The following is a 13144-nucleotide window of genomic DNA, read 5'->3' as shown; positions in this document are numbered from 1 at the left end:
TCGACCAACCCCACCCTTGAAAACATTTTCGCTGCACCTACATTCGGAATTAGCAGAGGTTCACGGATAGCCATCCGGCAGGCGCCACCGGCATGGAGCAGTTCCGCGATCGAAGCTGATGCTCAACTATTCAGATTCGTTTCGTTTGAAAAGGAGGGATGCTTTATGAGCAATCTTACCCGCTGGAATCCGGTCAATGAGTTCGAAGACCTGATGAACCGCTACAACCGCATGTTTGGCCTGGCCCGCTCAGGCGGCGAGCGCGAAGGTAAAGACGTATTCAGCCGCAGCGACTGGGCGCCGGCCGTAGACATCAAAGAAACTCCTGAGGCCTTCACCATCGAGGCAGAGTTGCCGGGTATGTCCAAGGAAGACGTAAAGGTAACGGTACACGAGGGCGTTCTGAGCATTCAGGGCGAACGCAAGAGTGAAGATGAATCCAAGGACAAGAAGCATCACCGGATCGAACGATTCTACGGGAGCTTCCTTCGCCGCTTCACACTGCCGGACAACGTTGACGAAAACAGCGTGAAGGCGAACTTCAAGGACGGCATGCTCACACTGACGCTTCAGAAAGCCGAGCCGAAAGAGCCCAAGGCCATTGAAGTTGACGTGCAGTAAACGCCATTGTTCTCAAACCAGATGAAGCGGCCGCGCTGGGCTCAGTTGCCCGCCGCGGCCGTTTTCTTGGCGCCGGCGTTCTCCAGCGCCCGGGCATAATCGACACTGCGGCGATGACGGGAAATCAGGTCAAGAATGGTTTCCCCGTCTGGGCCTGCGGCATTCAGATCCCGACCCTCGGCAACAAAAAAGCCGATAAAGCGCTCGAAATCTTCGGCCCGCATCGCCTGATAGGCTTTCAACAGGGCGTTGAAGTCAGGGTTCTCGGCAGCATCCCAGGGCTGGATAGCCAGAAAACTTCTGACCCGCTCATCACTCCACTCTTCGCCAATCACTTTTGGCTTGTCCGGTCCACTCATGGTTACCCTCTCGCTCCGCTGTGCCAGTCAATAAACGGCGGACAGTATAAAGCCCTGAAAGCACGACAGTTATATGGATTACGAATGAGAAGCTTCACGCCGGATATAAGACTCAGGGCATGATTTCGACCGGAAGGTCGCCGGTCGGGACGTCATCGTTGCACTCGGGATTACGAATCGCGATCTCCACCCGACGGTTAAGGGCCCGGTTCTCTGGCGAATCGTTAGGCGCCAGAGGATTGGTCTCGGCTCGACCGGCCGCCACCACGCGGTCGGCGGGTACCTGGCGGTTCATCACCAGCTCGTGCACGACGGACACGGCTCGGGCCGCCGAAAGATCCCAGTTCGAACGGTAGCGGTCACTGGAGATGGGCCGGTCATCGGTGTAGCCGGACACCAGGACATCTCCGGTACAGGCGGACAGCACATTGACCACCCGTTCGATGATCGGAATCATCTCGGGCTTTATGGCGGCCTCACCGGATCGAAAGGTGGCTTCCTCGGAAAAGCGGATCACCACCTGGTTCTGGTCGTAATTGACACTCAGGGCTTCCGACGCGACTTCCGATTCCAGCTCCCGGATCATCCGGCTGGCCAGATCAATCACGCCGCCGGGGATCTGGGTGGGCGCGACACCCTCGGCGCGCTCATCAATAAACTCGGGCTCCCTGGTCTGGGATTCCGTTGGCTCCGGGAGGGAGACCGTCTCGGATTCAATCATGGTCAGCGGGGAACCACCGATATCATCGGCCAGGACATTACTGGAGCCAAAAGCGACCGCCATGGAATTGGCCATGGCCCGGTACTTCTCCACGTCCATCTCGGCAAACGAAAGCAGGAGTATGAAAAAGGTCAGCAGCAGGGTGGCCAGATCGGCAAATGTGACGATCCAGGCCGGCGTCTGGTTCTGCAAACGCTTCCTGTTTTTCTTATGGACCAGTTCCAAACCCTCAGGCCTCCCGCTCCGGCGCCAGGCCGGTGCGCTGCTCCGGGTGAACAAACGACGACAGCAGTTCGGTCATTACCCGGGGATTCTCACCGCGCATGATGTTCTTGATGGACGTGATGATCAGCACCTGGTTCCGGGCCTCGTCCTCGGCTTTCAGCTGTAGCTTGTCGGCCAGGGGCAGGGCAACCAGTTGGGCAATAAACGCACCGTACAAGGTGGTAAGCAGGGCGATGGCCATGGCCGGGCCAATGGAGGACGGATCGTCGAGGGTGTTGAGCATCTGCACCAGGCCTACCAGGGTGCCCAGCATGCCAATGGCCGGAGCCGATTCGCCGATGCCCCGGAACACCCGCTCGGCCACTTCGTACCGTTCGGCGGTCTGCTGGGTTTCCTGGGCCAGCGCCTCCTCCACCAGTTCCGGCGGGTGGCCGTCGACACACAGATTGATGGCCTTCTGGAGGAACTCGTTGTCAGTCTGGTGGTTTTCCAGGCCCAGAATGCCCTCCTTACGCACCACCATGGCCAGCGAACCCACTTCCCGGATCAACTCCGTCGGCCGCGCCATACGGTCGGTGAACGCCGCCGACATGGCCAGGCGGAAGGCGCTCATGACTGACGCCATTCGGAATTTGATCAGGGTAACGGCGAAGGTTCCGCCCAGCACAATGGCAAGCCCCGGAAGGTTCAGGAACGTCAGGAAAGAGGCATTGGCGAGCATCGCCATGATGACGATCAGGACACCTGCCACTAGCCCTACAAGGGTAAGAATATCCATCAAAAATCCCTACGGAAGTTGACCCTGAGCATAGCCCAATCCGGGGGCAGCGGCTCAGTCGTTACGCAATTCCTCAATGACGGGGCCGGTGGCAGGGTTCACGCCGCGCCAGATACGGAAGGATTCCGCCGCCTGCTCCACCAGCATACCAAGCCCGTCATGAACGTTCTGTGCACCCTGTTCCAGCGCCCACTGATTGAACGTCGTGGTTTGCAGAGAATACATCATGTCGTAGACCACCGTTTGCTCTCCGAGTACCTCCGGTGACAGCGGTGGCAGATCGCCCTGGAGGCTGGCACTGGTACCGTTGATGATCACGTCAAAAGGCTCCCGGGGCTGTTCGAATCCGCAGGCAGAAAGCGCGGTCTCGCCCGCCACGGGTTTAAACAGGTTAACCAGCGCGTCAGCCTTGGAAACCGTCCGGTTGGCAATGGTAATGGCGGCAGGATGCTCCGCCAGGATCGGCCCCAGAACACCACGAACCGCGCCACCGGCCCCCAGCACCAGGATGCGTGCCTGCCCAAGGACAACACCGTGGTTCACAACCAGGTCTCGCACAATACCGCACCCGTCAGTGTTGTCAGCGGTGAGCCGGCCCTCGTCATCGAGATACAGGGTATTGGCGGCCCCGGCATTCTCGGCCCGCTCGGTACGACGGTCCGCCAGCTTCCAGGCGTCCTCCTTGAAGGGCACGGTTACGTTCAGGCCCTTGCCACCCCGTTCAAAGAATTGCCTCACCGTGCCGGCAAAATCATCCAGTGGCGCCTGGATGGCCGTGTACTCAACCGGCTCACCGGTCTCGCTGGCAAACAGGCTGTGGATCCTCGGCGATTTGCTGTGGCTGATGGGGTTGCCAACTACCGCGTAGAGATCGTTAGTCATCTTGGGTCTCCAACCAGTTCCGCCCGGTCAGGAAATAGTCTGTCAGCCGGGCTTCTTCCGAACCGGGCTCGGCGGTCCGGTTGTAGTCCCAGCGCACCAGCGGCGGCAGGGACATCAGTATGGATTCGGTGCGACCGCCGGATTGCAGGCCAAACAGGGTGCCGCGGTCATAGACCAGGTTGAATTCCACGTAGCGCCCCCGGCGGTAGAGCTGGAAATCCCGCTCACGGTCACCAAACGGATGATCCATTCGGCGCCGGACGATCGGCTCATAGGCGTCTATGTAGCTATCGCCCACCGCTTTCATCAGGCCGAAATCCTGCTCGAAGTCGCCGGTGTTGTGGTCATCAAAAAACAGACCACCAACACCCCGGGGTTCATCCCGGTGTTTCAGATAAAAGTAATCATCGCACCAGTCCTTGAAGCGCTTGTAGGTGCCCTCTCCGAACGGCTCGCAGGCATCGCGGGCTGTCCGGTGCCAGTGCACACAGTCTTCCTCAAAACCGTAGTAAGGCGTCAGGTCGTAGCCGCCGCCAAACCAGTAAACCGGCTCGCTGTTCTGCGGCGTGGCAATAAAAACCGCACGTTGGCGTGGGAGGTCGGCACATAGGGGTTGTTGGGGTGGATCACCAGTGACACACCCATGGCCTGCCAGGGTGCACCGGCCAGATGGGGACGATGAGCGGTGGCCGAAGCTGGCATGGTATCGCCCATGACGTGAGAGAAATTAACACCACCTTTCTCGAACACCCGGCCTTCGGTGATCACCCGGCTGACGCCACCACCACCTTCGGGCCGGTCCCAGGCATCCTTGATGAACGATGCGCCATCATCGAGGGCCTCCAGACGGTTGCAGATGGACTCCTGCAGGCCCAGCAGATACTGCTTGACCGCCTGGCTGTCGGGTTGCTTTGCCATAAACGCTCCTAACGAAGTTGCTGACCGCTGACAATATCAATAATACGGCTGGGTTTGCGATTACCGCCCAGTGCTCCCGGAACGATCCAGTCCAACTGATCGCCAAAATACCCGCGCACCTGCCAGATATGGCGGGCAGGCTGTCGCCCGGCCGGATTACAGGACGTGGAGACCAGGGGCATGCCCGTCGCTTCACAGAGCGCCCGCACCACCGGGTGCTCGCTGACCCGAACCGCGATGGAACTGTGCTTCCCGCGCACCCATTCCGGCACCTGTCGCTCCGGGTCTGGCAGCAGACAGGTCACGGGGCCGGGCCAGTGCCGCTCAGCCTCGGCCCGGAGCAGAGGGGGAAGGGGATCCAGCAGGAAGCGGACCTGGTCAAGGGAAGAAGCCACCAGAATCACGCCTTTCTCGACTGGGCGCTGCTTCAGCTCCAGAACCTTCTCCACCGCTTCCTGGTCCCAGGGATCACAACCCAGCCCCCAGACAGCCTCGGTGGGATAGGCAATAACGCCGCCTCCGAGAACCGTGCGGCGAGCGCAGTGCAATTGCCAGTCAGATAGGGGGTGGGAATGGGCCATACTGCTTGTGTCAGACGTTGATCCGGTTAGATGATCACACGGGGTTCAGGCGATTTTCTGAAAGCCTCCCGGTGCCGAGCTGACCAGCCCCTGCAACTCCAGAAGCAACAGGGACTGCATAAGCTGATCGGCAGGAAGGCCGGTTGCTGAACTCAGTGCATCGGTTGACTGTGGATCATACCCTAAAGCCTCAAACACCGCGATTTCACGGCCGTCGAGGCCGGCCAGCGGGCCCTTGCCTCCGGGCTTCGGCTCCGGGGTGCCAGCCGCTTCGTTTGCCAGCGGCGGGGACCACCAGGCACCAAGCTCCTCCAGGATATCCTCCACCGTTTCCACCAGGCGGGCACCCTGTTTGATCAGGTGATGACACCCCCGGGCAACAGGGCTGTGCACCGAGCCGGGAATGGCGAATACTTCCCGCCCCTGCTCCAGCGCCATCCTCGCGGTAATCAGGGAGCCACTGCGCAGGCCCGCCTCGACCACCAGCACGCCACGGCTCAGGCCACTTATAATCCGGTTGCGTTGGGGAAAGTGCGCGGCTCTTGCCGGCGTGCCAGGAGGATACTCGGAAATCATCAGTCCGTCGGCAACGACTCGCTCACCCAGGCGGCGATGCTGGTGAGGGTAGACGCGGTCGAGGCCACAGCCAATCACCGCGACGGTGGGATACCCCGCATCCAGTGCCCCCGCATGGGCAGCGCCATCGACCCCCAGCGCCAGACCGCTGGTCACCATCAGATCGCGGGCGCTCAGTTCGGCGGCAAAACGCCGGGCATGATCCAGACCGGCGGGCGTAGCCTTGCGGCTACCGATGATACCGATCTGGTCCCGTGCCAGGAGCTCCGTATCACCTCGGGTGAAGAGCACCAGGGGCGCGTCGTGAATGTGCCGGAGCTGCTCGGGGTAGTGGGTATCTTCCCAGGTCAGAATACCGACGGCATGCTTCTGACAATCGTGCAGGATGGTCCGCACCTCACGAATCGCCGGATGCGCATCATCCTGCTTTTGCCAGGCCTGGATTGCGGCCATGGCGTCTGCAGTCATGCCCACGGCCCGCAGGGTAGCAGCATTCATGGAAAGCATTTGGGGCAAATCAGGAAATTCAGTCAGCAGTTCACGCCGACGGGTACGGCCGAGGCCGGGCAGGCAAGTCAGGAACAGCCATTGGGCTGTGGCAGAGGAAAACACGGCATCATCCTTGAAACAGCGAGGCCGGACCTTCCTGGTCCAGCCATTGCGTCTATCGGTAGTCAGTCAATCAGGGGTTGGTAACCTTGTCACCCACCGTCAACACGCGGCTGGCCTGCAGCACCAGACCGTAGCTCATTTTTTCGTAGGCCTGGAACACCATCAACAACCCGGCACGCTCGGAGGGCAGCTCGATGGTTTCTCCGGTCACCGGATCGCGAACCAGGTTGCCGCTTTTCAGTACGGCCATCACGTTGCCAGCTTCCAGACCTTCCCGGGTGCCGCGGTTTATGGCAACCACATCAAACTGACCGATCTGGCTCACACCACCGTCAACCGAGATCATCTGCCCTTCAATATCCTGGTCGGGAGCACTTGGCACGAAGCTGGTGGTCAGACGGCGGTCTTCACTCACCATCAGTCGGTCACCAATGCGAACTTCTTCGCTGGAGCTGGTCAGGTTTACGGTCAACACATCGCCGTTTTCCCGGGCGACATCACCACGGGCAATACTGCGCGCCTCAAGACCGAGGAACTCGCCAGTATCCGGATCCCGGAATTCCTTGCTGCGACGGAATACACCCACCTTGTCTGCAGGCTTTTCTCCGCGAGCATACAGCTTGTCGCCGGCACCGGTGATAATCCGGCCGTCTTCACCTTCGAGAACATACGGAGCACCGTTGATTTCTTCCGGGCTGACAATACGGGTGTCCGTCAGGAAACTGCCAATGGCATCAAGCGGGATCGCCGGGATGGGCGTATCGATGGGCTCGGAACGTACCTTGGGCGACAGCTTTACGACATCGTTGCTGGCAACCTTCGTAATACGGGGCTTGCCATCAATATAAACCAGGGCAAGGCGATCACCGGGATAAATCAGGTGAGGGTTGGCGACCTGCGGGTTTACATGCCATATTTCCGGCCAGTACCAGGGGTTGTTCAGAAAACGGGCCGAAATGTCCCAGAGGGTGTCACCCTTAACTACGGTGTAACGCTCGGGATGATCGGACCGCAGCTCCGGTGCAGCATGAGCCCAGGAGGTTATAAGCAGCGTAGTTGCTGCCAGAGCGTACAGCAGTTTCCTCATTGTGTAAGTCCTTGATCGCGTGCCTTGATTCTTTGCATTCTGTTGGGATGCAGTCAGTTACCTGCAGCTTATTACGTTGTTATTCCAGTTACTATAGAAGAAGTCTCGCAAATTGTGATGTTATCTTTTGTTCTTCCAGTAAATTCTATCCCGTCGTTGAAAGATTTTAACTATTAACTGATCAGTTTGTACTCAATCGACGAATTGTTGGATAATACTCGTATAAAGCTTGAGAACCCCTCCAGCCGTTGAAAGCTGGGGCCTTGCCCCGATAATAGTAGAGGCAAGGTGAAAATTTGCGCAGTACGCTGTCGCATTTCGGAGATCAGTTTCACACTGTTACAAAGAGCAGCAAAGTCAAAAGGCATGCCGGCACAATACCGCGGGCATCCCGACATACAGGCTAAAAGACCGACCTATGATACTAGAGATTCTCGAATACCCGGATCCCCGTCTACGCACCATTGCCAAACCGGTAGAAGAGGTGACAGACGCCGACCGCAAGCTGATCGACGACATGTTCGAGACCATGTACGATGCGCCCGGCATTGGCCTTGCGGCCACCCAGGTGAATGTGCACAAACAGATCATCGTTATGGATCTGTCCGAGGACAAGAGCGAGCCGCGGGTGTTCATCAATCCCGAGGTGGAAGTGCTGGACGGCGAACGGGAAGCCATGCAGGAAGGTTGCCTGTCTGTGCCCGGTTTCTACGAAGACGTTGAGCGGATCGAACACTGCATGATCCGTGCAATGGACCGGGACGGCAAACCGTTTGAACTGGAAGCGAAAGGCCTGTTGGCTGTCTGTATCCAGCATGAGATGGATCACCTGAACGGCAGGTTGTTCGTTGACTACCTCAGCTCTCTCAAGCGGAACCGCATTCGCAAAAAGCTGGAGAAGCAGCACAAGAAAAGTGCCTGATCAGGCTTTGGCCTAGCCCAAAACCAGACACTATTCCGGACCGGGTCATGACCCGGTCTTTTCGTATACAACGGAACAGAGATCACTACACCGTGCGACTTGTTTTTGCTGGTACACCGGATTTTGCGGCAACCGCGCTCCGCGCCCTTATTGCAGCCGGCCACACCATTGTTGGCGTTTACTCCCAGCCGGATCGTCCCGCCGGCCGTGGCCGGAAGCTGCAGCCCAGCCCGGTCAAGCAGGTGGCGCTGGACCACGGGATCCAGGTCTTCCAGCCCGAAACACTGAAAACGCCCGACGCCCAGAAACAATTGGCCGATCTGAATCCGGACGTGATGATTGTCGCGGCCTACGGTCTGATCCTGCCGAAGGCGGTCCTGGACATTCCAACCCACGGCTGCCTGAACATCCACGCCTCGCTGCTGCCGCGCTGGCGCGGCGCCGCACCTATTCAGCGGGCCATAGCGGCAGGCGATGCGGAAACCGGCATCACCATCATGCAGATGGACGAGGGCCTGGATACCGGCGCCATGCTGTTGAAATCCCTGACCACCATCGAGGACAACGACACCGGCGGCAGTCTCCATGACCGCCTGGCTGAACTGGGTGGCCAGGCCATCATCAAGGCCCTGGAGCTTCTTAAGAAGGGCGAACTCACCGGGGAACCCCAGAACGACCAGCTGGCCTGCTACGCCAGCAAACTGAGCAAGACCGAAGGCCATATTGACTGGGCCGCAGATGCCACAGCGATTGAACGGCTGGTTCGCGCCTTTAACCCCTGGCCCGGAACCTACACCGATCTGGGTGACCAACGTATCCGGATTCACGAAGCCCAGGCCCTGGTTACCGCCAGCGACGCTTTCCCCGGCACCGTAGTACAACGGGACCGGGACGGGATCGACATTGCCTGCGGCAACGGCACCCTGCGCATCACCCGTCTCCAGCTGCCGGGCTCCCGCGCCCAAAGCGTGAACGACCTGATCAATGGCGGCAAGGAACTGCTCATGCCCGGCCAGGAGCTGCGCTGAGATGGGCGACCGACAACACCCCATGCGCGCCATCGCCGCGGGTGTGATGCTTTCCGTGGAGAATGGCCAGTCCCTGTCCCAGTGCCTGCCGCCCGCACTGAACCGCCTGCCCGCCAATGAACGCCCGGTTCTCCAGGCGCTCTGTTACGGCACCTGCCGCTGGTTTTATCGCCTGGACGGCGAGCTCAACAACCGGCTGAAAAAACCTCTGCGCAAGCCCGACCGCATCATCCATCACCTGATGCTGGTTGCCCTGTTCCAGTTGCGCTTCAGCCAACAGGCCAATTACGCCGTTCTCAATGAAACTGTTGAAGCCTGTCGCGCCCTGGACAAACCCCATCTGACCGGGCTGGTGAATGGTGTCCTCAGGGCCGCGGAGCGGGAAGGCGCACAAGAACCGGCAGACGATGCCGCCAGGTTCAGCCACCCGGTGTGGATGGTGGAAAAGCTCCGCCACAACTGGCCGGAAAACTGGCATCACATTCTCGACGCCAACAATGCCCAGGCCCCCATGACCCTGCGGGTAAATGCCCTCCGTTTTGCCCGGGATGAGTATCTTGGCCTGCTGGCTGAGGCCGGCATCGAGGCAAAGGCAACGCGCTTCGCACCCCACGGCATTCAACTGGCTACTCCGGTTCCTGTCGACCGGCTGCCCTGGTTCGCCGATGGCGCTGTCAGCGTGCAGGATGAGGCCGCGCAATTGTGCACCACCCTGATGGACCTGGCGCCTGGCCAGAGGGTTCTCGATGCCTGTGCCGCTCCCGGCGGCAAAACCTGCGCGATTCTGGAGAGCTGTGGCGAGCTGGCAGAAGTGGTCGCCATCGACGAATCCGCTGATCGCCTGCCCAGGGTTCAGGAGAATCTGGACCGACTTGATCTCAACGCCACCCTGAAACAGGCGGATGCCGCTGCGACCGACCAATGGTGGGACGGCGAGGCATTCGATCGCATTCTGCTGGACGTGCCCTGCAGCGCCAGCGGCGTGATTCGCCGCCACCCTGATATCAAGTTATTGCGCCGTGAATCGGACATTACCCCCCTGGCGGCCATACAGCTCGGGTTGCTGGACGCAATGTGGGCTATCCTGAAACCCGGAGGCCGGCTGGTGTATGCCACCTGCTCGGTGTTCCCGCAGGAAAACCACCGTATAATTCAGCGGTTTTGCAAGCAGCAGACCGATGCCATTCTCGTTGAGCCGGAGGCTCAATGGGGACGCGATATGGGTGCGGGGCGGCAACTGCTCCCGGATCCGGACAGCCATGACGGCTTCTTCTACGCCGTGCTGGAGAAACCCGAACCATGAAAATCCTGATTCTCGGTGCCGGCCAGGTCGGCGGTACACTTGCCGAAAACCTAGCCAACGAAGCCAACGACATCACCATTATCGACAGCGATGGTGCCCGATTGCGCGAATTGCAGGACCGGCTCGACATCCGCACCGTTCAGGGCGCGGCGTCCTATCCCACGGCACTGCGACAGGCCGGGGCCGAAGACGCCGACATGCTGATTGCCGTCACCAACAGTGACGAGACCAATATGGTCGCCTGCCAGGTGGCCAAACTGCTGTACAAGACCCCGACCACCATATGCCGGGTACGAGCCAACGCCTATCTGGCGAAATCCGAACTTTTCTACCAGCGCGACCAGACCAAGGACCTCGACAGCCTGCGGGGTTTTCCCATTGATGTTCTGATCAGCCCCGAACACCTGGTGACCAAACACATCACCCGGTTGATCGAGAACCCCGGCGCCCTCCAGGTACTGGAGTTTTCCAAGGGCCTGACCCGCCTTGTCGCCATCCGTGCCACCAAGGGTGGCCCGCTGGTGGGCCATGAGCTGTCTTACCTGCGCACCCACATGCCCAAGATCGATACCCGGGTGGCGGCCATCTTCCGCAAAGACCGGGCGATCATGCCCGAGGGCAACACGGTGATTGAAGACGGGGACGAGGTGTTCTTCATTGCCGCCGGCGACCACATCAAGTCGGTGATGAGCGAACTCCAACCCCTGGTCAAACCCTACAAGCGCATCTTCATCTGCGGGGGCGGCAATATCGGTCAGCGGCTTGCCCATACCCTCGAGAACCGGTACCAGGTCAAACTGCTGGAGCGGGACCACGAGCGCTGCGTCATGCTCTCGGAGAACCTGCGTAAGACCGTGGTTCTGGAGGGTAACGCCGCCAACAAGGATATCCTGCTGGAAGAGAACATCGAGAGCACCGATGTGTTCTGCGCAGTGACCAACGATGATGAAGCCAACATCATGGCGTCGCTTCTGGCCAAGCGCCTGGGCGCCCGCAAGGTCCTGACCCTGATCAACAATCCGGACTACGTGGATCTGATTCAGGGCGGCGACATCGACGTGGCCATCTCGCCCCAGCAGACCACCATTGGCAGCCTTCTGACCCACGTTCGCCGGGGTGATGTTGTGAACGTTCACTCACTGCGCAGGGGCGCAGCGGAGGCAATCGAAGCGATTGCCCACGGGGATCACAGATCTTCGAAAGTGGTCGGTAAACGGCTTGATGAAATCAACCTGCCAGAAGGCACCACCATCGGCGCCATCGTGCGCCGCAATGAAGTTTTGATCGCCCACGATCACCTCCGGATCCAGCCGGACGACCACGTAATCCTGTTCCTGGTGGACAAAACCCGCATCCGGGATGTGGAAAAACTCTTCCAGGTGGGCCTTACCTTCTTCTGACTTAGAAATACACAGCCAGCACGCGTATAATGCGCCTTTCTTTTTCGGAGCGCCCCGAAGGACAACCGGGGCGCCACACACAGACTGATCAGCAGGCAACCGTCGTGACAGACAAGGCAACGAAACAGACAACTCCGGATATCGGGACCTTCCAGGGCCTTATCCTGGCTCTGCAGAATTTTTGGGCGCAGCATGGCTGCGTGGTCCTCCAGCCACTGGACATGGAAGTGGGTGCCGGCACGTTCCACCCGGCCACCTTCCTGCGTGCCATCGGGCCGGAAACCTGGAACGCCGCCTACGTTCAGCCCAGCCGCCGTCCCACCGACGGCCGTTACGGTGAGAACCCGAACCGCCTGCAGCATTACTACCAGTTCCAGGTGGTTCTGAAGCCATCACCGGACAACATCCAGGAACTGTACCTGGATTCCCTGCGGGCGCTGGGTCTGGACCCGCTGGTTCACGACATCCGGTTTGTGGAAGACAACTGGGAGTCCCCGACGCTGGGCGCCTGGGGTCTGGGCTGGGAAATCTGGCTGAACGGCATGGAAGTGACCCAGTTCACCTACTTCCAGCAGGTTGGCGGCCTGGAATGCTTCCCGGTGACCGGCGAGCTCACCTACGGGCTTGAGCGGATCGCCATGTACCTGCAGGGCGTCGACAGCGTGTACGACCTGGTCTGGACCGAGGGACCGGACGGTGTGGTCACCTACGGTGACGTGTTTCACCAGCAGGAAGTGGAGATGTCCACCTACAACTTCGAGCACGCTGACACCGAGTTCCTGTTTCATAGCTTTGATGTTCACGAGCGGGAGAGCGCACGGCTGATCGAAGCCGGCCTGGCCCTGCCAGCCTATGAACAGGTTCTCAAGGCCTCCCATACTTTTAACCTGCTGGACGCCCGCCACGCCATCTCGGTTACCGAGCGTCAGCGCTTCATCCTGAGGGTTCGCACCCTGGCTCGTGCCGTCGCCCAGGCGTACTTCGACAGCCGTCGCTCGCTTGGCTTCCCGCTCGCCCCCGAGGCGTTGCGCAAGGAAGTCCTTGCCGCCGCTGAGGCCGCCGACGACAAGGCGAAAAGCAAGAAGGGCAAGAAAGCGAAGAAGGCACAGCAGGAACAGGGGAACGCATAAC

13 protein-coding genes and 1 pseudogene are annotated in these 13144 nt (G+C 59.8%); 6 read left to right on the top strand and 8 right to left on the bottom strand.

Annotated features, from left to right (window positions below; genetic code table 11):
• The first annotated feature begins 165 nt into the window (after nucleotides 1–165).
• On the top strand, nucleotides 166–621 hold the full coding sequence (locus tag HP15_RS18560) for an Hsp20/alpha crystallin family protein (protein ID WP_014578884.1): 456 nt from the start codon (nucleotides 166–168) through the stop codon (nucleotides 619–621).
• Nucleotides 622–662: 41 nt separating this feature from the next.
• Here the strand turns inward: HP15_RS18560 and HP15_RS18555 are convergent, their stop codons facing one another.
• The 8 genes and pseudogenes from HP15_RS18555 to HP15_RS18520 all read right to left on the bottom strand — a co-directional run bounded on the left by HP15_RS18555 (nucleotide 663) and on the right by HP15_RS18520 (nucleotide 7360).
• The gene (locus HP15_RS18555; RefSeq protein WP_014578883.1) at nucleotides 663–980 is read right to left on the bottom strand and encodes a PA4642 family protein; all 318 of its coding nucleotides are present in this window, start codon (nucleotides 978–980) and stop codon (nucleotides 663–665) included.
• Nucleotides 981–1092: 112 nt separating this feature from the next.
• The gene (locus HP15_RS18550; protein ID WP_014578882.1) at nucleotides 1093–1926 is read right to left on the bottom strand and encodes a flagellar motor protein MotB; all 834 of its coding nucleotides are present in this window, start codon (nucleotides 1924–1926) and stop codon (nucleotides 1093–1095) included.
• Nucleotides 1927–1930: 4 nt separating this feature from the next.
• The gene (locus HP15_RS18545) at nucleotides 1931–2704 is read right to left on the bottom strand and encodes a motility protein A (RefSeq protein WP_041645862.1); all 774 of its coding nucleotides are present in this window, start codon (nucleotides 2702–2704) and stop codon (nucleotides 1931–1933) included.
• 54 nt (nucleotides 2705–2758) lie between these two features.
• Nucleotides 2759–3586, bottom strand: a complete 828-nt coding sequence (gene aroE, locus HP15_RS18540) for a shikimate dehydrogenase (RefSeq protein WP_014578880.1) — start codon at nucleotides 3584–3586, stop codon at nucleotides 2759–2761.
• A pseudogene (gene hemF / locus HP15_RS18535) lies at nucleotides 3579–4504 on the bottom strand (oxygen-dependent coproporphyrinogen oxidase). The gene aroE and the pseudogene hemF overlap by 8 nt, the downstream one beginning before the upstream one ends.
• An 8-nt stretch (nucleotides 4505–4512) precedes the next feature.
• Complete coding sequence (locus HP15_RS18530; RefSeq protein ID WP_014578877.1) at nucleotides 4513–5085, bottom strand: L-threonylcarbamoyladenylate synthase; 573 nt, start codon at nucleotides 5083–5085, stop codon at nucleotides 4513–4515.
• Nucleotides 5086–5130: 45 nt separating this feature from the next.
• The gene (dprA, locus tag HP15_RS18525) at nucleotides 5131–6273 is read right to left on the bottom strand and encodes a DNA-processing protein DprA (RefSeq protein WP_014578876.1); all 1143 of its coding nucleotides are present in this window, start codon (nucleotides 6271–6273) and stop codon (nucleotides 5131–5133) included.
• 70 nt (nucleotides 6274–6343) lie between these two features.
• Nucleotides 6344–7360 carry a LysM peptidoglycan-binding domain-containing protein gene (locus HP15_RS18520; RefSeq protein WP_014578875.1) on the bottom strand — a complete coding sequence of 339 codons (1017 nt, stop codon included), beginning with the start codon at nucleotides 7358–7360 and terminating at the stop codon, nucleotides 6344–6346.
• Between the two features lie 418 nt (nucleotides 7361–7778).
• Here HP15_RS18520 and def point away from each other — a divergent pair, with 418 nt between their 5' ends.
• From def to glyQ, 5 genes are all read left to right on the top strand, one after another.
• Nucleotides 7779–8282, top strand: a complete 504-nt coding sequence (def, locus tag HP15_RS18515; RefSeq protein ID WP_008176668.1) for a peptide deformylase — start codon at nucleotides 7779–7781, stop codon at nucleotides 8280–8282.
• 92 nt (nucleotides 8283–8374) lie between these two features.
• Nucleotides 8375–9310 carry a methionyl-tRNA formyltransferase gene (fmt, locus tag HP15_RS18510; RefSeq protein ID WP_014578874.1) on the top strand — a complete coding sequence of 312 codons (936 nt, stop codon included), beginning with the start codon at nucleotides 8375–8377 and terminating at the stop codon, nucleotides 9308–9310.
• A gap of 1 nt (nucleotide 9311) precedes the next feature.
• Nucleotides 9312–10613 (top strand): 16S rRNA (cytosine(967)-C(5))-methyltransferase RsmB, encoded by a 1302-nt coding sequence (rsmB, locus tag HP15_RS18505; protein WP_041645860.1) that lies wholly within the window; start codon nucleotides 9312–9314, stop codon nucleotides 10611–10613.
• Complete coding sequence (trkA, locus tag HP15_RS18500; protein WP_008176663.1) at nucleotides 10610–12013, top strand: Trk system potassium transporter TrkA; 1404 nt, start codon at nucleotides 10610–10612, stop codon at nucleotides 12011–12013. The genes rsmB and trkA overlap by 4 nt, the downstream gene beginning before the upstream one ends.
• Nucleotides 12014–12117: 104 nt before the next feature.
• Nucleotides 12118–13143 (top strand): glycine--tRNA ligase subunit alpha, encoded by a 1026-nt coding sequence (gene glyQ, locus HP15_RS18495; protein WP_041645858.1) that lies wholly within the window; start codon nucleotides 12118–12120, stop codon nucleotides 13141–13143.
• Nucleotide 13144: the final 1 nt, after the last annotated feature.

It is taken from the genome of Marinobacter adhaerens HP15, from assembly GCF_000166295.1.
Classification (GTDB): Bacteria; Pseudomonadota; Gammaproteobacteria; order Pseudomonadales; family Oleiphilaceae; genus Marinobacter; species Marinobacter adhaerens.
This window is presented reverse-complemented; position numbering and strand designations above follow the sequence as displayed.